The 20,322-nt window shown below is 38.0% G+C and carries 20 protein-coding genes; 4 read left to right on the top strand and 16 right to left on the bottom strand.

The features are described from left to right. Positions 1-16 precede the first annotated feature (16 nt). From C1A09_RS09635 to C1A09_RS09580, 12 genes are all read right to left on the bottom strand, one after another. Entirely contained in the window at positions 17-1,261 is a 1,245-nt protein-coding gene (locus tag C1A09_RS09635) for an O-antigen polymerase (protein ID WP_145998981.1), read from the bottom strand. 264 nt (positions 1,262-1,525) lie between these two features. After that, positions 1,526-2,899, bottom strand: a complete 1,374-nt coding sequence (gene wzx, locus C1A09_RS09630; protein WP_101543399.1) for an O-unit flippase-like protein — start codon at positions 2,897-2,899, stop codon at positions 1,526-1,528. Beyond that, on the bottom strand, positions 2,869-4,746 hold the full coding sequence (locus tag C1A09_RS09625) for a hypothetical protein (protein WP_101543398.1): 1,878 nt from the start codon (positions 4,744-4,746) through the stop codon (positions 2,869-2,871). Before C1A09_RS09625 ends, wzx begins: the two co-directional genes overlap by 31 nt. 155 nt (positions 4,747-4,901) lie before the next feature. Beyond that, a complete protein-coding gene (locus tag C1A09_RS09620; RefSeq protein WP_101543396.1) occupies positions 4,902-5,531 on the bottom strand; it encodes a hypothetical protein in 630 nt (209 codons plus the stop codon). Then, positions 5,513-6,097, bottom strand: coding sequence for a YdcF family protein (locus C1A09_RS09615; RefSeq protein ID WP_101543394.1), 585 nt, complete (start codon positions 6,095-6,097; stop codon positions 5,513-5,515). The genes C1A09_RS09620 and C1A09_RS09615 overlap by 19 nt, the downstream gene beginning before the upstream one ends. Further along, positions 6,097-7,158 carry an N-acetylneuraminate synthase family protein gene (locus tag C1A09_RS09610; RefSeq protein WP_101543392.1) on the bottom strand — a complete coding sequence of 354 codons (1,062 nt, stop codon included), beginning with the start codon at positions 7,156-7,158 and terminating at the stop codon, positions 6,097-6,099. The genes C1A09_RS09615 and C1A09_RS09610 overlap by 1 nt, the downstream gene beginning before the upstream one ends. A gap of 5 nt (positions 7,159-7,163) precedes the next feature. Then, positions 7,164-8,342, bottom strand: a complete 1,179-nt coding sequence (locus C1A09_RS09605) for a DegT/DnrJ/EryC1/StrS family aminotransferase (protein ID WP_101543390.1) — start codon at positions 8,340-8,342, stop codon at positions 7,164-7,166. 2 nt (positions 8,343-8,344) lie between these two features. Beyond that, positions 8,345-9,088 (bottom strand): cytidylyltransferase domain-containing protein, encoded by a 744-nt coding sequence (locus tag C1A09_RS09600; RefSeq protein ID WP_101543388.1) that lies wholly within the window; start codon positions 9,086-9,088, stop codon positions 8,345-8,347. After that, on the bottom strand, positions 9,085-10,107 hold the full coding sequence (gene pseB, locus C1A09_RS09595) for a UDP-N-acetylglucosamine 4,6-dehydratase (inverting) (protein ID WP_101543386.1): 1,023 nt from the start codon (positions 10,105-10,107) through the stop codon (positions 9,085-9,087). The genes C1A09_RS09600 and pseB overlap by 4 nt, the downstream gene beginning before the upstream one ends. Before the next feature lie 164 nt (positions 10,108-10,271). Then, positions 10,272-11,348, bottom strand: coding sequence for a GDP-mannose 4,6-dehydratase (gene gmd / locus C1A09_RS09590; protein ID WP_101543484.1), 1,077 nt, complete (start codon positions 11,346-11,348; stop codon positions 10,272-10,274). A 22-nt stretch (positions 11,349-11,370) separates the two neighbouring features. Beyond that, complete coding sequence (locus C1A09_RS09585) at positions 11,371-11,859, bottom strand: UpxZ family transcription anti-terminator antagonist (protein WP_101543384.1); 489 nt, start codon at positions 11,857-11,859, stop codon at positions 11,371-11,373. Positions 11,860-11,929: 70 nt separating this feature from the next. Next, complete coding sequence (locus C1A09_RS09580) at positions 11,930-12,466, bottom strand: UpxY family transcription antiterminator (protein ID WP_101543382.1); 537 nt, start codon at positions 12,464-12,466, stop codon at positions 11,930-11,932. Positions 12,467-13,187: 721 nt separating this feature from the next. Between C1A09_RS09580 and C1A09_RS09575 the strand changes: the two genes are divergently transcribed. The 4 genes from C1A09_RS09575 (at position 13,188) to rlmH (ending at position 15,635) form a co-directional block, all read left to right on the top strand. After that, on the top strand, positions 13,188-13,403 hold the full coding sequence (locus C1A09_RS09575) for a hypothetical protein (RefSeq protein WP_180949203.1): 216 nt from the start codon (positions 13,188-13,190) through the stop codon (positions 13,401-13,403). A 241-nt stretch (positions 13,404-13,644) separates the two neighbouring features. Further along, the gene (locus C1A09_RS09570) at positions 13,645-13,995 is read left to right on the top strand and encodes an SH3 beta-barrel fold-containing protein (protein ID WP_101543378.1); all 351 of its coding nucleotides are present in this window, start codon (positions 13,645-13,647) and stop codon (positions 13,993-13,995) included. A 65-nt stretch (positions 13,996-14,060) separates the two neighbouring features. Continuing rightward, a complete protein-coding gene (locus tag C1A09_RS09565) occupies positions 14,061-14,951 on the top strand; it encodes a DUF4373 domain-containing protein (RefSeq protein WP_101543376.1) in 891 nt (296 codons plus the stop codon). Between the two features lie 210 nt (positions 14,952-15,161). Continuing rightward, positions 15,162-15,635: a 23S rRNA (pseudouridine(1915)-N(3))-methyltransferase RlmH gene (rlmH, locus tag C1A09_RS09560; protein WP_101543374.1), complete on the top strand. Its 474-nt coding sequence runs from the start codon at positions 15,162-15,164 to the stop codon at positions 15,633-15,635. Between the two features lie 9 nt (positions 15,636-15,644). Here the strand turns inward: rlmH and C1A09_RS09555 are convergent, their stop codons facing one another. From C1A09_RS09555 to C1A09_RS09540, 4 genes are all read right to left on the bottom strand, one after another. Next, on the bottom strand, positions 15,645-15,995 hold the full coding sequence (locus C1A09_RS09555) for a MarR family winged helix-turn-helix transcriptional regulator (RefSeq protein WP_101543372.1): 351 nt from the start codon (positions 15,993-15,995) through the stop codon (positions 15,645-15,647). Positions 15,996-16,002: 7 nt separating this feature from the next. Next, a complete protein-coding gene (locus C1A09_RS09550) occupies positions 16,003-18,438 on the bottom strand; it encodes an FAD-dependent oxidoreductase (RefSeq protein WP_101543369.1) in 2,436 nt (811 codons plus the stop codon). 110 nt (positions 18,439-18,548) lie between these two features. Further along, complete coding sequence (locus tag C1A09_RS09545; protein WP_101543367.1) at positions 18,549-19,757, bottom strand: clostripain-related cysteine peptidase; 1,209 nt, start codon at positions 19,755-19,757, stop codon at positions 18,549-18,551. A 21-nt stretch (positions 19,758-19,778) separates the two neighbouring features. Beyond that, the gene (locus C1A09_RS09540; RefSeq protein ID WP_101543365.1) at positions 19,779-20,174 is read right to left on the bottom strand and encodes a hypothetical protein; all 396 of its coding nucleotides are present in this window, start codon (positions 20,172-20,174) and stop codon (positions 19,779-19,781) included. Between the last annotated feature and the right edge of the window lie 148 nt (positions 20,175-20,322).

The raw sequence follows: 20,322 nt of genomic DNA, 5'->3' as shown, positions 1-20,322 counted from the left end.
ATACAGACAACTATTTTTACTTTTTTGTAACAAAAGATGAAATCATAAGCCAAATAATAATATCGAATACAGAAGAATATGACATGTAATAATATCCAAATAACCCATTAGTCGGAATTAAAACTACAATAAAAAAAAGCGTTAATTGCCTAAAAGAAATAGAATTTAGATTCTTCCTTTTTAGTAATATGTTCGATATGTTATAATAAACAAAAACAAAAAAGAACATAACTAATTTACCACTCATTGATAAAATCATTCCTAAGAATGTAGAAAAATTAGAAACCCCATGCCTATAATAGGACTCAACAACTTCACATTGTTCAAAATAGCCAGGCATCCCTAAAATCCAATAGGTAAAAGGGAATAAAGGAGAAAGAGAAAATGGAGCATCTGAATCTAATACATTGAAAAAATTACAAAATTGAATATAACTTGATCCTGCATAATATACCAAAGCGTCATATACACTACTTCCTGCTTCTTCTCCAAATCTAGATATTGAAACTGCAGCTAAATATATGATCAATAAAGTAAAAATAATACATCCATATAATACAAATTGTCTATATACTTTTATTGACATATGTCTTCTAAAGATAACAAAACTTAAGCAGAAAATCAAAAGCCATTGTATAAAACTACTACGATCTGCTATATATAAAGATTGTATTAGAGGTATTGAAGACCCCAAAAGAGTTATTATATTAAATCCCAAAGATTTATGTAATATAGCAACATTAAAAAAAAAGAATAAAATTAGTATAAAACTACTTTTGGCCAACAACGACATAATAGCAATAAAATATCTAAACCAACCTGTATAGTTACTCCAAATTGATTCAGCATTCCCATGATAAAAATCATCCCTTATTGCAGATAATGTCTGTGTAGTTATTATTTCAGATAATCTGTTATAAGAAACGACCAGCATCAAAATAAATATTCCAAAAAAAATCCAAACTATTAAATTATACCATTTTTCATTAATTGACTTAAATTCTTTTATTTTATTACTATTAAATTTTTTAAATGGATAAAAACAAATTGCTAAAAGAAAACAATAAACAAATGGAGCAAATAACCCTAATGGATATTTAAATATATCAAAATATCTATACAAGTTTAAGCTATCTACAAAGATGGAAAATAAAGACGACACTACATATAATAATATTAAAAAAGAGTATACATCTAAACCTCTTTTGATATAGTTTTTAATAAACAATATTCCAAAAAATATGAAAGGAAAATATATCATTATATTATAAGAGTCGTTAACATCTAATTTGACCTCTTGCCTAGGAAAAACAGTCTTAAGGCAATTTTCCTATAAATGAGGTCAATATATAAGCTAGTTTTATATTTATTACTACTTATTACCACAAACTTTATCACTTTTACAAAAAGGTTCTATTGAACCTCTTACTAGAAAAATTTCTACTTTATACCAGATTATAGTCATTTTTATAAAATAGTTACGAAAATCAGTTCTCCAGTAAAGGTAATACGCCAAAATTGGAAACTAATGATAAACTTTCGACAGACCATTTGTTTTTAGTATCTTATATACTATATAAGGCCATTTCCATGAATTATAAGGTAAAGATCCACAACAGAGAGCAAGTGGAAAAGAGATTATTCCTAAACCTGCTAAAGCAAAACTAATAGTTAATATTACAGAGATAATACCAGCAAATATTGATGCTTTAGTAAAAGGTATTCTATTGGATGTACTTATTAAAGTACAACAATTACCATGAGTAATTTCCATGAAATAAAACAACATATATAACAACAAGACGCTCAAAGAAGGCAACAGTACACTTGAATGTATAATGTAAGTAAGTATAAAATCACCCACAATTAATAACAAGAGACAACTCGGTATATAAATAAAATATCCAACTAGTTGTGATTTGATAAATAATTTCTTTATCCCTCTAATATCATAATTAATCCACATTGAACTAATCTTAGGAATATTTGTAGTGAGATATACTCTAGATAGTATTACAATAACCCCAAAAATTTGTAATGTTATACCCAATTGAGCCACTTCTGATAATGGAAGAAAGAAATTTGATAAAAAAACCCCAGCCTGAGACAATAAAAAAACTCCTATAGAAACTATTCCACTATTACGAGCATTCTTCCATATAATATTAAAATAGTTAACTGGTTTCTTATCAACAGTTTGCAAAATAGATTTCACATAATCGTCATAAAAATAATGATAACCCATCAAAATCATCACCAAAATATTGACAAGGTTTGCTACTACCAAGGACATCAAAGCAAAATCAAATATTATCAAGACAAATAATACTACAATATAACATGATTTACTGATAATTACTATATAATTAAATTCATGCATTTGCCCCCTACCGCGAACAAAAGAAAGAATCCAGCTATAATAAAAATAAAAAGCCGTTGTAGTCGCATACAATAACCAAGTTATCGCAAATTTAAAAGTTAACAGTTCTTTTGAAACTGCAAATCTGAAATAAAGACTTCCTATAACTATCATTATTATAAAAATAACAATTGAAAGTCGTTTATATATAGATTTACTGGTATATATTAAAGAGTACAATATATTACCATCAATTTCATTATTATTAGTCTTGGAGAAACCTTCCTTCAAAAGTTCATTTGCACCAGAAAAGACATAGGAGGCAAAACGCTGAAAAGATGAAGAAAATCCAAAATCCAACAAAGAAACTAAAGAAAAGATTGATAAAAATGTATACCATATACCTATCGTTTCTGTAGCCAATTTATTCAAGATAATCGGCAGTATCAACACCCCAGTACCATACTGAAAAAACTGTGTTAAATAGCTTAAGAATATGGTCGTTCTGCTTACAATAAATTGCGAAGTAACGGAATGCATCTTCTAAATATAAATTTAAATATGATAAATGGAATTTTACCAAAAGTCAACATCACAGCTCCATCAAACCAGGACAAATCTCTTTGTCGTATATGCTTTAACGATAATCTATCAATAAGTATCTTAGGGGTTAATTGAGACTCGGATGTATCAATACCAATCAAAGCCTTTAAATAATGTCTGTCAGGGGACTGTACGAAATTTACAAGGCTTTTTGTTGCATATTGAAACAAACTACCACTATTAATCAAAGCTATATTAGTAATAAATCTTTCTGCATATTTTTGACATATTCTTATATTAACATTACTAATAAAAGTAGATGCAGGCTCAACCTTATCATTATCATAATTTACAGCATATTTCTCCTCTGAAACTTTACAATATGAAGAAACCCTCGAAAACCCTGTCAATGAAAAGTAATGTTCCAATAGATACAATGTGTAAGAATAATACTTATAATTAGATTTATCCAAAAGATGATCTCCATAAATCAAAGCATCATAGTCAATATTGCCTTTCGGTATTATTCTATTATATGTCACTTCCATATAATAAGCAAAGCAGCTAGGATAGCCCGATGTATTAAGAATGTTATTAATCATACATTGGCATTTTCTTGTACCTCTCAAATCTACAATAGCAGATTTTACCGTTTTGTCTGCAAGTCCTTCCTGAATAAAATAATTCAGACACAGCTCCTTCTGTTTAGCAATTTCTTCATTTATATAATGTAATGTGTATCCATACTGCTGAAGTAAAGGAACAACCTGTTCGGCTGTCTGTATTTTACATATTAATTCCTTATTATCAATATGAAGATTATCTAGTTCCTCAAGAATTCCATTTTTACTTTTTCCTGCAAACAATAACATTAAGGATTCACTATTCAGTTGGTCTAAACCAGGATAATACAAAGATTTCCTAGAAACATGTAAATACTTAAGTTCTATATTCGGAAAATGACGATAAAATATCTTGGCAATTTGATACAATATATAACCATCTCTAGACAAAAAGTACAACTTTCTTATACCCCTTTTACTAGCATCTTGTAACACATGATATACGAATGGGACATAAAGCGGCGCTATCAAATCTGCGGCAAATTGAACATAAATACTGTCTTTTTCTTCAACCTGAATTGCATGTGAGATTGCAGCATTACAACTTAATGTATCATCATTCAGCCCTATGTCATTTTTACGATAGAAGGACTGTATTTTCGTATAACCAACTTTACGCCAATGACTTTTGATGCCCAATTTGATAGGCATTAAAACATCTGAAAAGAAATTATCACCAAAATGTTCCCAATGCTTAAATGAGATATTCTCTTTATCTGCTATATATTTGAAAAGTGATGCTTTTGCCTTGCTTTTACCAATCTCTCCTGATACAAATAATGTATCTCCTTCTTTAAATATATTGTATTTATACAATACTCTCTTCAAAAATGAGGAAGGTAAATACATATCTGAGATGAAAAGAATCCTACTTCCTTCTTGTCTTGCTTGAGAAATAATATTTTGTGCCTTTTTTATTGGAAATAAAACAGATTCTTCTATCTCCATTTCCAATTGTATTAAATCATCTTTCAACAAATTAGGAAAAACAGAAAAATCACATTTTTCATATATTTCTTGAATAGTGATATCATCCTTTCTTGAACATTTACGTGCTTCAATCTCACCTTGTATTCTTATATATCTGAAGTCTGAAATTTCAGATATAGAAGAATTACTCCCCAATGCTTTATATGCGAGTAAGGTAAAAACATTCTGAGGAGATCCACAAGAACGGCATAAACAAGTATCAAAAATATCAAAAGACACAAAATCTCTCATAAATAATAATCAAGTTCGCATATTAAAGAATCAGATAATAAATACTCACTAATATTCATAATATATTATAATTACAAGCAGAAAGATAAGACACCAACAAGTAAGAAGCGATAGCCATATGATGAATATTAACCAAATTCTATATAAGTTTATTATTAAATTTGTTCTATTGCTGCATAACAGCTCCTTAATGCCAAATGCCTATGAATACTAAAACCATTTTTATTCACCCCGTCCACATCATGATATTTTCCTACATAAATACGGTCACCATTATGATCTGTATCATGGCACCAAATAAAATCATGATGCCACAACAGTTCCTTGCGGGCATAGTAATAAGCAAAAAAGGTATAGACACACAAGATTACCCCTGGAAAGTTTATATGTTCTTTCAACAACTCTGAAGGCTGAACTGCACGGGAACTCTCGATAGCGTCTTTTTTCAATAAATACCAACGCAGATCCAAAGTATCATGAATAAACTTTTCATTCATATACCAGTCCTGATTATAAAAACAGGGCTCTGAGACATCAGGATTCATCCCAAAACATCTACGAAAATTAGCAATGGAAAGTTTTTTATCACCTAATTCAGGAATACCCAATATTAGAATATAGTGTTTCGAACAATTTTTCAAATCATCCAATGAGTAATGTACATCCGGAATTTGAATGGAGGATGACGGAAGTCCCATCCTTTCAAAAAGAGGCTTTAATTCATCCCAACCAATGAAATTTGAGCCAAACAGCTCTTGTGCCTGCTCTATTGTAGTTCTTTCCATTTTTGATAATCTATTGCTTCCGTATACGTCGCCAAATGACCTAAATGAGAATATTTTTCAATACGGACAAATTCTTGTTCTAAACGTTCAAACCGTACACCCCACTCAGTTTTTTTGAACCATCCCAAATTTCTTACAGGGGCATTGTAAAGGATAATACCGTTCTTTTTATCCAACACCTCACGCAAAAAAGTCAGATAAGCACGATACTGATGCTCATGACTAGCAACCAGAACCAAACGTTTCCACTTATTTGTTATCGCCATTCGCACCACTTCAACAGCCTGTTCTCTTGTATTCAATGATTTGTCTTCATGTATAACTACATCCACAGGAACACCTTCCTTCAATATATAAGGCAACACATCCGAGAAAGGGAAACTCCCGTATTCATAATCAGTAATATTACCACTAAACACTATTTTGGTGGCAATATTCTGATTATAAAGTTCTACAGCTTTCCGATAACGATTTAAACCGTCTCCTTCCAATAAAATAATTGCATCGGAGAATCTCAAAATATCATTATCAACGACTGCTATAAATCTTTCACGTTCGGTCATCATCAGAAATTATTCCAAAACAATGGTTGATCTTTTGCTATGTCCTCTTTACATTCTTTACCAATAATCATCGGTTTAAATTTTGGGGGTATACCTAAAGCGGGACGAAGTACATCTATATCTTCAGAGGTCATTATATGTCCCCTTTTAATATCCTGTTTTGCATACAAACAACGACGTTGGACATATACCGTCTCTCCTTCCTCAGCAACTACCTCTTTACGGGTACTCCCCATAGCGCATTCTACCTCACGAATAGAATCAACCATAAATCTAAACTCCTGAGGTTCCATCGAATGTGGATGATCTGGTCCCTTATCAGTCTTGTTTAAAGTAAAATGCTTTTCAATGACACGACCGCCGATAACTACAGACGCCAAAGCGACCACATGTCCAGGTGCATGATCCGAATATCCTGTCAAAACATTAAAGGCAGACTGATAGGTTTTCAAAACATTGACATTGGCACTTTCGATTTTGGACGGATAATTGGTTATGCATTGCATTAGTACCAAATCCTTATTCCCTGTAGCCTCAATCGTACGAACAGCTTCATCTATTTCAGACATGGTAGCATCACCCGTAGCTAACATCACAGGTTTTCCTTTACGGGCAATATAATCCAGCATTTCGAGCCAAGTGATATCACCTGAACCAATCTTAATAAAAGGTACATCCAAATCAACGCACAAATCAACTGCCTCCTTAAAGTAAGGAGAGGTGGAAAAATCGATGCCCACAGCCTTACAATAATCTGCTATTTCCTTATGCCATGCTACAGGAAACTCCGCATCCTTAAACACTTCACTGACAGTACGCCCCCAGGAGCCGTGTACACCTTTCAACTTCATGTGGGAAAAACCGCCCTCAGACACAATACGAGGAGTGGAAAAAGTTTGAAACTTTGCACAATCAGCCCCTGCTTCTTTAGCCGCATCAATCAATCGTTTAGCTTTTTCAATACTGCCGTCAAAATTCGCTCCTATTTCTGCGATGAAATAAGTGGGATAAGTATCACCTATAATCTTATTTCCAATCTTTATCTCTTTATTAAAAAATCCCATAGTTTTTATCTTGTAAATTGCTCAATAGTTTTATGAAGAATTTCCGCTTGTTTTTTAGCTTCATCCAAATTCCAATAGTTAGTTTTCAACTGCACCATACGTTTCTGTAGATATTCTGCATTCGGACATAGGTCAGCCTCGTACTTCTGCCAAACTCCAGGCATATGCTGTATCTGGTTCTGAAACAAAGGTTCATTATACGAGAGTTTCCAAGCAGCATAGTAGCCATCACCTCCGTTTGCCTGAAATAGGTCACGAAAGACATACCAATCCTTTTCCGGACAATCGGTATCCAATACCATACTATATGACCAGTATGAGTTAACACACCCTTCCGGCTCCGCCTGCCTTTTCAACAGCTTTTGGTTTTTAATAGCTTCATCATATATCCTGGCCACTTTAATACGATTATCGACCAATTCATCCACACGTTCCAACTGCCCCAGTGCACAAGCTGCCTGTAACTCTGACATACGATAATTGAATCCCAATGAAATATGCCGACTATACTGAGGATCTTGAATATTATTCCTCGTAATCTTCCCTTGTCTAGCACTTACACCAGCATAACCCAAACAATTAAAGCGACGGGCGTTGTCTGCCAATTCCTCTTTGTTGCAAAGAAGCATACCACCCTCACCGGCTGTCAAATGTTTGCTTGCCTGAAAACTAAAACTGGAAAAGTCACCAAATTCACCTACATATTTACCCTTATACTTCCCTAAATAACATTCCGCATTATCTTCAATAAGATACAAATTATAACGTTTACAAATATCCAGAATCTTATCATAGTCTGGAGCCAAACCAAAAAGAGAGACTGTCATAACAGCCTTAGTTTTGGAAGTGATTACTTTTTCTATACTTTCGGCAGAAATCTCAAACGTATCCAAATCACTGTCTGCAAACACTGGTATTGATCCGTTATGCAATACTCCAAAAGAAGTACTAGTCATGGTCAAAGCTGGTACAATCACTTCGTCACCAGACTTGATACCTAAAGCAGCTACTGCTGTATGTAAGGTGGCAGTACCGTTACAATGTCCAATTGCATAAGCCTGATTAAACTTTCTAGCAAAAGCAGCTTCCAACTTATTATTGAATACAGAATTTAAAGAAGTTGCAAAAGCGTTATCTAAAACCTGATTTACATAATCACGTTCCAATTGACTGATTCTTTCCATAATTATACTGATTTATACATTTCACTTCGAGCCACACCAGAATTCATTTTTTCTATTTCGGGATGTTCTTTAAGCAACTGAAGAATATCGTTCATGTGAAATATCTCTGTATCATTCTTGTACAAAGATGAATATATACGAGTTACCATCTGGAAATCTTTTTCTGTATCAACTGTCCAGCGCAAACAGGACAAATCCCCCCCTACATTAGAAAGATTTAACATTTTAAAGTCTTTCGGATGATGATAAATATACTGGGTCACATGCTCCCTTTCAAAGTCACTTGTAGAAAGTTTCTCCTCTTTTTCCAAAGTTATCTTAGTAAGCACTTCTATATCCAACCCTTCTGGATAAGAGGGAGGACAGTTGTTGCAAACAAAATCATATCCTCCTTCCTGCAACGTATTTACCGCTTCATCAATCAAATCTGGTTCTTTAAAGGGATCATCAGCTGTTATTCTGACAATTACGTCTGCCTTTGAATAAATAGCAGCTTCATAATAACGGTTCAGAACATCGTTCTCACTTCCTCGATAAACATCCACTCTATTTTCCTTAGCCCAATAGTATAGTTTATCGTCTAATGGACTATCAGTCGTTGCCAACACAATATGATCAAGTGAACGAGCATGTTTCAGGCGATTAACCACATGCCAAATAAACGGTTTGCCACATAAATCTGCAAACACTTTATTAGGGAAACGGGTTGAGCCACAACGTGCTTGAATAATAGCCACAACTTTCATTTTACTTCGAAATTCGGATCTACATATTTACGTATATTTTCACGCATGGACTCAACGGTTTCCCATTCAGTGTTATTATCAGAACTATAATGAAAACCTTCAGGTACAAGCATAGCATGATGGTGTTGAATATATTCTTCCCGATTATGCTTATCAGATACGGAGGGAAGAATCACATAATATCTACCCAAATCAATAGTATCAAGAGCATCGGTTACAGTAATCATCTCCTCGTGAAGTTTCTCTCCCGGGCGAATACCCACTTCCACTTGCGGCAAATTCGGAGCAATAGCAGTTGCCACATCTTTGATATGATAGGAAGGAATTTTAGGAATGAAAATTTCACCGCCCAAATGATGACCTATAGCATACATGACCAAAGCAACACCGGCTTCCAATGAGATATTGAAGCGGGTCATACGCATATCAGTAATGGGAATTTCTTTTGCACCATTGTCACGCTTATTGATAAAGAAAGGGATTACGGAACCGCGAGAACCCATAACATTACCATAACGCACCACAGAAAACTTTATATCTTTGGAACCACTGATATTATTAGCTGCCGTAAACAACTTATCAGATGTCAACTTCGTTGCTCCATAAAGATTGATAGGAGCACAAGCCTTGTCCGTAGATAACGCCACCACATGATGAACACCTGTTGTCAAAGCAGCTTTGATAACATTTTGCGCACCATGTACATTGGTTTTGATGCATTCTTCAGGATTATACTCAGCTGTATCTACCTGCTTGATAGCAGCGGCATGGATAATTACATCTACTCCTTCACAAGCACGGGTCAGGCGTTCGAGATCACGTACATCACCAATGAAATATCTCATCTGAGGATACTTATTCTCCGGATACTTCTGCTTTAGTTCGAACTGTTTTAGTTCATCACGAGAATAAATAATGATTTTCTTTACTTGCGGATAATCACACAGAATGGTTTCCACAAACTTCTTACCGAAGGAACCTGTTCCCCCTGTAATCAAGACGGATTTGTTATTAAGCATAATAATAAAATAATTTATTCTTAAAGCATATTTACACCTATCTCATACACATCTCCTGACATAAGTCCTCCTTTGTGACGGTTTATACTAAATAACTCAGTGTATGAAATTAAAGAGTAAAAGGGAGTTATTACTTCATCTGAGAATTTAAAAAATTCGAATTATCATTCTTTTGAATGAAGATATAATTGCTTCACAAACTCCATGTCATATTTTACCATAATTCGCACCAAATCTTGGAAACAAGTCTTTGTGGGATTCCAACCTAACAAAGTCCTTGCTTTCGTCGGATCGCCCAATAGCTGTTCTACTTCACAAGGTCGGAAGTATTTAGGATCAACCTCTACTATAACCTTACCAGATTTCGCATCAAGTCCTTTTTCATTCACACCTTCACCTTTCCATATAATGTCTACACCAACTTCTTTAAAAGCCAATGTAGTAAACTCACGTACAGTATGCATTTCACCTGTCGCTATTACAAAATCTTCCGGAACATTATACTGAAGCATCATCCACATACATTCTACATAATCTTTGGCATATCCCCAATCACGACGAGCATCCAAATTACCCAAATATAACTTATCTTGCATACCTTGAACTATACGAGCCACAGCAATAGTAATTTTTCTAGTTACAAAATTTTCACCTCTTCGTTCACTTTCATGATTGAATAATATTCCATTTACTGCGAACATATTATAACTTTCACGATAATTCTTAGTTATCCAAAAACCATATTGTTTGGCTACACCATAGGGACTACGAGGATAAAAAGGAGTTGTTTCTTTCTGAGGCACTTCCTGAACCTTTCCAAACAATTCAGAAGTAGAAGCTTGATAAAGCTTTGTCTTCTTCTCCAAATCGAGAATACGAACAGCTTCCAACATGCGGAGCGTACCCACGGCATCCGATTCTGCCGTATATTCGGGAACATCAAACGAAACTTTCACATGACTCTGTGCTGCCAAATTATAAATTTCATCAGGTTGAACTAACTGAATAATTCGGATGAGTGAACTACTGTCTGTCATATCTCCATAATGAAGATTTATCAAACGGTCTTTTTTCATGTCACGTACCCATTCATCCAAATAAAGATGTTCGATACGACCTGTATTGAAAGATGAGGAACGGCGAAGAATACCATGAACTTCATAACCTTTTTCGATTAAGAATTCAGCCAAAAATGAACCATCTTGACCAGTAATACCAGTAATTAATGCTACTTTTTTCATATTGTTGCTAAATTGCATTTTCCTATTCGTCAACATATTCCCACGGATAAGGATTATCCACCACATTCTGAAATTCCTCAACAGCTTCCTGCTGTTCGGGAGTGAGTGATTTCCCATCCCAACCGGCAATGATTTTACGGGCTTCATCGGCCAAGGGCTCATCATAGACCTCACCATAACAGGCGGTGAGAAGACGGAGTTTCAAGAGTGAAGCGGGAAGAGCCTCAAGAAGGTCCCAACAACGGTTCAGGACTGCCTGGACATGTCCCTGCTTTTCACCATGGTCGATGAAGGAAGCGTTGTAGCCCATCAGAAGGGCGAGACAGACATTAGCCTGTTCCTCGACAGTGGAACCTTGGAATACGGAATTGTACAAAGAGGTGGTCAGGCGATAAACCTCACCGTTACGACGGGAAAGGTCATCGCTGTAGACGGGACTGCCGTCCATACCCAAATACATCAGATCGTGCGCGGCACGCTGAAGCGTAAGTGTTTCTTCAGAAAGAGACATATTGTTTATGATTGATGTTTATTTATTAATTCCGGCTTGTTGGATGACCTGACCCGCAGTAGAATGCATGTCATGACACGACTTCTATCAGGTCGGGATGGACAGTGGCCATGGCAACGGCAATGACACCTTGTATTGCAATGACCACACGACGATCACGAGCGCCACGCACTTTCACATAAATTCCTTCCTGTCCCGCAAAATCTCCCCCAGTGATACGAACCCGTGTCCCTTTGGATAAATTCAACTCTTCAGGCTGAAAGTATAATAAATGATCATTGTAAGTGCCGGCCACTGCAATAAAACGTTGCATCTGGACATCGGGAACGATAATTTTCTGACCACTGCGGGTGTCGGTGATATATTGCAGGTATGCTACCTGGGACTTGACACGCTTCAAATCGGAAGGGCGAGCATGCACAAAAAGAAGATTGTGGATGACGGGCACTAGTACACGGATTTTCTTACCTTTCTTGATACATACCTTATATTGCATAGGAACAAAACATCCCAAATGTTCCTTCTCGAGCAGGCGAACGGCGTCCAACTCACGGCGGTAGGTGGCACGCATGGCATACCATAGTGCGGTCTCTTTATCTGCGTCCATTATAATGACCAATACGGATTATTTCAGAAAAGGGTATTCTCCTGGGGCTTTGAAACACTTGCATAAGCTTGAATTTCAATCACTTGCGGGCACTTTATGTAAAATACGGCAAGTATTGAGCCCCTCTTGCCAACTGAGTTTCTGTAACTGTACATTACCACATGGGTAAATTACTGTAAACAAACGAGTTGGAACGGAAAAACGTTTTTTAATCGTTCATTTAAAAAACGTCAGGATATTTCAATAAAAAGAGAGAAAAAAAACTGATAAAGAAATGGAAACCGGGGAGAATATTTTTAGATACATATATTGTTATATATCAATCATTTACAACGAAATATTAATTGCGATAAAAATATTTTTATTAAACATTTTGCACAGTTCGGAAATACCCCGTATCTTTGTGGACATTAAATGAACGTTTAAAAGACACCCCTGCATTTAGCACATACCATCCTATAATACAACATCTTACAAGATTTTTACAATAAAACAATCCCCCTTTTGTTGCGTATTCCGGCCATTAGCCGTAATTTCGTTATTAATGACACTTTATCCAACGGTAAATACCGGCATAAAGACTTTAAAAATGAAACAGAAAATCAAGAAAACAGCAAGTAAAAAAAACGGCTGTAAACAAAAAGAACAAGAGTAATGGAACTGTCAAACAAAAAGTTAGCGCAAGACCCGGACCCACACCGGGAGGGAATATCACAGGAGTATGCGGAGAACGGACGAGGATAGAGAGGGAATTCCTGGCCTCATTCCTTGCGGGGGACATGGGAGTGGACCCAAGTTATGGGACGGCAACGCTATGCAGGTTCCTCACCGGATTGAAAATTCTGGAAACCAGGAACGGGAAACCCTTGTCGTACAACACCATAAAGCAGGACATCACGGAAATAAGGAAGGAATTACTGCGGGAAAAAACCGGTAAGAAACCAAAGGAAAACAATAAAAAGAAATAACAAAAACAACCTATAGAACCGCCCGTAAATATCGGTGGACAACCTGTCACGAAAGGGACGTATCTTTGCAGCACTGTTGCAGGGATAAGGCCAAACCAAGAAAAGATGCCGCTTCTTCCAAAACAAGGCGGCATCTTTTTTTGTGTACTGCCAAACACCTGTTAAACAAGTATTAATTGACCGATTTATAAACAACTAAAAATTGAGAGAATGGCAATGAGTAAAAAGAAAGCCTCACTTCACGGGGCAAAGAGAAAACTCTGGAAAATACGTATCATGACGGAAAAGGGATACACGGAGAACTGTGCGGGATGGATGGTGCAGAGGGTCGAGGAACTCATCGACTACATGCAATACGGGTGCGCGTTGGTGGCGTACCACAGGCAGGACGGCACGTTCAAGTTGGTGAAGGCGACGCTGCTGCCCTACAGGGAAGCGTTCAGGAAAGAGTATGACATACTGAACGTGACGGGAACGGTGGTATACTGGGACATAGACTTGCAGGCATGGAGGAGCTTCCTGATAGAGAACTTCCTGGAGTGGAGACAGGTAGCCGGTTGAAAATGGAAAGACGAAAGTAACGGACCGGATTATAGAATGGAAAACAAAAAATAAAGAGTTGAAGTATGGCAATGAATTATGGGGGAATCATGTATTTCCCGTTGAATGTGAATTTCTTTGAGGACGGCCCCATCGAGTTGGTGGAAGCCAAATACGGGCTCGAGGGGGAAGCAGCGGTGATGAAGCTGCTGTGCAAGATGTACAAGGAAAAGGGATATTACCTCCCGTGGGGGGAAGAGCAATGCACGCTCTTCTCACATAAGACGGGGATTGAGGAAAAACGCATGGGGAGTATTGTAAATATCCTGGTGGAGAAAGGGTTCTTCGACAGGGAATGCTATGAGGAACAGCATGTACTGACTTCGGCGGGGATACAGAAGATATGGATGGAGGCCACCAAGCGGAGGAAAAGGGAGACGGGTTCCCTACCCTATCTGCTGGTTGAAAAGGACAACGGAGATAAAGGGGAGGATAATAACGCCAAGACCGAAAAGGAAGGCAACCAAACGGGAGAAGAAAACAAGCAGACCGGAGGGGGGAATAAACAGGGAAAAGGAAACGGATGCGCGCAAAATCAGAAAAATTGCATGCAGCATGAAGACAATACACCCGCAAATGAAGACAATCCGGGACAAAATAAAGTAAAGCAAAGTAAAGTAGAGGAAAGCATAGCAGTCAGGGAAGGAGGAAGTCCTGCAGGGAGTCCTTTCCTGACACCGCCGGGATATGCATACAACAGGCAGACCCATAACTATGACGGGCTGATGTTCACTCTGCAGCAAATGCGTATTACCAACCCGGAAGAGGTTAATGCAATACTCAGGCTGTCTGATTACGGAAGGCTGAGAGGGTATGTATGGCAGGTGATACACTCCACAAGATGGGGAGAAGTGATTGCCAAAGGGAAATACATGGTATCGGCACTCGTGAAGGAAAGGAAGAAAACGGGAAGTTAACATCATTACGGGAAGGAAGTTAACTTAATAAGTGTAAGGAAGTTAACTTAATAAATACTATCAAGTTAACTTAATAGACAGTAAGGAGTTAACTAATTACACATAGATAAGTTAACTTCATTCCGGTAATAGGATGGAGCAATTGAATATGCTTAAAAATGAAATTATCACAAGAAAGAACTATTTTTGCAGAAAAATAAGCAAAATCACATGAAAACGATCTTACTCGTCGTAGGACGAACCGTAGAGCAACACTTTATTACAGCTATCAATGACTATGTACAACGTACCAAACGATATCTTTCGTTTGAGATGGAGGTTATTCCTGAACTGAAAAATACTAAAAGCCTTTCTATGGAAGTACAGAAAGAAAAGGAAGGTGAATTGATATTGAAGGCGCTTCAGCCGGGAGATGTAGTGGTGTTGCTGGACGAGGGAGGAAAAGAAATGCGCTCCATAGAGTTTGCAGACTATATGAAGCGCAAGATGAATACCGTAAACAAACGGCTCGTTTTCGTCATTGGAGGGCCATACGGCTTCTCCCCCAAAGTATATGAAGCCGCACACGAGAAGATGTCTCTTTCACGTATGACGTTTTCACATCAGATGGTGCGGCTCATTTTCGTAGAACAGTTATACCGCGTCATGACGATACTGAATGGGGGGCCCTATCACCATGAATGAACCCAGATATCAAGAGACTATGGATTGCAATAAAGGAGGTATCGCAGGAGTATCACTCTTTATTGCCATAATACGCTCCTTGCCTTCGGGTGTCAACGCAAAATGCATCTGACGCTTGTCAATCTTACCTACTAAACGAGCGACCAGTTTCTTTTCCTCTACCGAACGAATAACTTTGGAAGTATTGGATGCCGATAAGCCCAACGCTTCCGCTATTTCACTGGAAGTCAGTTTGGGATGGTCGAGTAAAGTACAAAGTAACATTCCCTCGTTCAACGAAAGATCATAGCTATGCATAAATTGCGTTTCAAACTCAGCAATAGCCCGATAAATATCACGTATCCTACATAAAGTTTCCATATCATTCTTATATAAATAAATTTACGTTCGCTTTGTCCGCACGTTCCATATAGGTAGCTACCCCACCGATAGTAACATCATCAAGGAGCTCTTCGCGCCGGATGCCCATCATATCCATAGACATTTGACATGCTATAAATTCTACCCCTTGAGCCAATGCCTGTGAACGTAACGCTTCCAAAGAATCTATACCTTTCCTTTTCATCAGGAAACGCATCATCCGGCTACCCATGCCGAACATATTCATCTGCGACAGTTTCAACTTCAGAGAACTCGACGGAAGCATCATACCGAACATCTTTCCAAAAAAATCTTTCGCTACTTTGGGTTTCTGTACTTTTTTCAACACATTCAATCCCCAAAATGTGAAAAAGACCGTGACTTTCTGTCCCGTTGCGGCTGCACCGTTGGCAAGTACAAAAGTTGCCAATGCTTTATCCAAATCGTCACTGAACAAAATCAACGTTTTTCCCCGTCCTCCTGCAGAAGGCATACCGGATGAACAGACACAAGAGCTATCTCCTTTTTCGAGCAACACCGTGTAACGTCCTTTTTCCTCATATTTCTCTATCAGCTTATTTCCGGTGGTATCACACCAAGCAGAAGCATCACGGGCAAAACCGGCATCGGTTGCAACAATTTCCACACGTTCTCCTACAGATATAGAGTCCATTGCCTTTTTCACCTGCATAATGGGACCCGGACATTGCAGGCCACATGCATTAATCTTCAACGGTTCTTTAGTGGAGTTATTCGGAATTTTCGGCATAGAAACAGGAGAAACCTCAACTGTCTCCACCGGTGCCACTGCTGTGGAATAGGTTTTATAACCACCAATCAAATTCAGAGTGTTTTTATAGCCTCGTCCAATCAAAATCCGTTGTGCCAGATAGCCACGCAAACCGACAGCGCAAAACAATACAACCGGTCTATCTGCAGGTATTTCCGATAGGTGTTCACGCATCTCGTCCAGGGGAATATTGATCGCCCCTGGAATTGTACCGAATGAGAACTCCTCAGGAGTACGGGTATCGATCAACATCACTTCATTCTTTTTTGCTACCAGTTCGCGCCAGGAGATAACAGGCATGGCACCACTGATTATATTAGAAGCTACATATCCGGCAATGGCAATAGGATCCTTGGCAGATGAGAAAGGAGGTGCATAGGCATGTTCCGTTTCCATCAGATCATAAACTGTTCCACCATGTTTGATGAGCATGGCAATCTGGTCAATACGCTTATCAACCCCATCGTATCCTACACATTGCGCACCATAGATTTTACCGGTTTTGGGATGGAAAGTAAGTTTCAATGTCAATGGTAACGCATCGGGATAGTAACCGGCATGAGCGGCAGAATGAGTGACAGAACTTTGATATTCCATCCCCCATTGCTTGAGCCGCTTGGCGGCAAGTCCCGTTGATGCCACAGTCATATCAAAAACTTTAGCAATGGAGGTCCCAACAGCACCTTCGTATGAAACAGTATTACCGAATGCCATGTTATCGGCAACAATACGCCCCTGACGGTTAGCGGGGTTGGCCAGATAATTGAGCCATGGTTTTCCGGTCAACGGATGAGGGTATTCAATGGCATCACCTACGGCATAGATATCCTTTACAGAGGTTTCCAAATGTTCGTCTACCCAAATTCCGCCTGTTTCACCGAGTTTCAAACCGGCTTGTTGCGCTAATGCCGTCGCCGGACGTACACCGATAGAGAGTAATACCATATCGGCAGGAATTGTCTTGCCACTTTTCAGGAAAACAGTTATTCCTTTTTCTGTACGCTCGAAGTGTGTGACACCTTCTTCCAGATAAAGGGAAACGCCTTTTTGCGTCAAATGCTGATGGATATAGGTGGCCATGGAAAAATCGATAGGCGCCATGACCTGATTTCCCATTTCGACGACAGAGACGGTAACACCGGCATGGTGCAGGTTTTCAGCCATTTCCAATCCGATAAAACCTGCACCTACCACTACAGCACGTTTTACTTGCTTGTTTGTGATATAAGCCTTGATATGATCGGTATCTTCTACATTACGAAGAGTAAAAATACCCTCGGAATCAATACCTTCTAAAGGAGGTTTCACAGGATTGGCACCCGGAGAAAGCAAAAGCTTATCATAAGTCTCTTCATATTCTTGTCCGTCGGACTTACGAATAACCAAAGTTCTGTTTTCCGGATGAATAGCAATTACTTCGTTCTGTACACGTACATCAATACGAAAACGTTTGCCAAAGGATTCAGGGGTTTGTACCAACAATTTTTCCCGCTCGGTTATAACACCACCTATATAGTAAGGTAAACCACAATTGGCATAAGAAATGTACCTCCCCTTTTCTAATAAAAGGATTTCAGCCTGCTCATCCGCTCTTCTTAATCGGGCAGCAGCCGTTGCACCACCTGCCACACCACCAATAATTACATATTTCATACTTCTTTGTTTTAAATTTGATGATACAAAGGAAACAATATTTTCCAATATATAATAATTTCCATTGGAAAATAATGTTAAACAAGTAATTTACAATGAAATCAGGGATATTACCAATTCAGTTTGGAAAGGCCGGCAGCTTCATACCATGCAGTGGAGCGATAAGCAGTAGTGGCGGCAGATGTGGGGAAAACAGGAATATAATGAGACATACCACAGGTAGCTTCTTGGGGAAGGGGGAACATAGATTGTATGATACCGGAAAAATTTTTGGGGGTAGACCTCCAATAGATAATAACATCATCAGCAACAGAAGTCCATGCATTCATATCAGCCGAAAGGTATTGCATCAACTGCTTCATATCATAGTATCCTACGTACCCCGAACTATATTTGCTACGTTTATCATAATCAAACAAGTTGCCGTTTAAAAGCGTATTCCGCTCCACTTCGGTAAGGGTTTGTTTCGTCACGGACGCTAATTCTTCCAAAGCGGCACAATTTATTACAGAAACTGAAACCCCACCAGTCCAGTTGGAATTATCACTCGGAATAGCTCCTGTATATTTAGCTTCATAAGGTTCATAATAGGCTTTTCCTATCTCTATACCGACATTCGCTTCCTTAAACATAGCAGGTACAACCTTATCATAGGAGGCACCCGGTCCCGGTATCTCTGTTGGTGAACCAATGATATAATCAGTATACTTACGCAGTTCGTAAGCAACTTCTATTGACTGACCGAAACAGGCATCAAATAATATAAAATCCAGGTGAGGTACTGTTTCGAATACAGAAGCCATATCGGTTATATTCAGATAGTGAGTGCCATCTGTGGTATCTTGCCCTATCCAACGCGTAGAGACATTCTTCTTTACAGGCAGAGGACTGGGTATCCAACCTTCGCCATGCGACCAAATTATCAACCCGTAACTGTCAGCCGGATATTCCGAGAACGCACGTTGTATAACTTCCTGCATCACCGCGGCATCTGTAGATATCTGCTCTTCATATTCCCTGATCGCTTCTTTCTGTACTATTCCTTTCTTATTCTTGTAGATATGATAAAGCGCCGGAGTAGAATATTGTTCATCTGTATATATCAGAAGATTACAACCGGATGCATTGACCTGTTTCATCCCTTCCATCATTTCATTGATATCATCAGCAGAAAACTTCGATAAATTGTTATCCGCCATGATATACGCCAAAACAGTTCGCGTACCTTTCCCCTTTCCCGGTTCAGGATCATCATTATCACACGCGGACAGAAAAAATGTCAGCCCTAACAACAAAAAGAAACAGATACGCAACTTCATGGGAACAGGAGGAATAAAGAATTATTCTTCAGGTTTCTTAAAGGTGAATGACGCCGGATCAATAGCTTGTAGAGACAAGGTAGTCTTTTTATATTTTGCCTTTACTTTCGCGGCTTCTTTCTCTAGTTTAGTTTTGCTTTCGGCAAAATAAATCATACAAGTATAATCAGGTTTATTCAAATCATATTCCAGATAGTTCTTCAGCTGATAGCTGTACATCTCACGTCTAGGTAAAAAATTATTCTTATCCAAAGAAACACTGTCCAACTGCTGGATTTCAGTATAATACACTACTGTATCATTGAAAGATGCCGCTACCCCGAAAGCATAGACCGGTTTATGACCTCCTTTCATAGTGAAAGCCGAACACAAAGTGAATACAAGCGCTACTGCAAATACTATTTTTACGTACTTCATAATAATAATGTGTTAATGTGATGATGCGATAATGTGCTAATTGCTACGCCACAATACAGAATTACCAACCGAGCATTGACATATCAGCATATTAACTCGTTGCAAAGATAGAAAAAAAACCGGCTATCTTTAAAAGACAGACCGGTTT

It is taken from the genome of Bacteroides cutis, assembly GCF_900241005.1.
Lineage (GTDB): Bacteria > Bacteroidota > Bacteroidia > Bacteroidales > Bacteroidaceae > Bacteroides > Bacteroides cutis.
The sequence above is the reverse complement of the archived record's forward strand: the minus strand, read 5'-3'. Positions and strand labels throughout refer to the sequence as shown.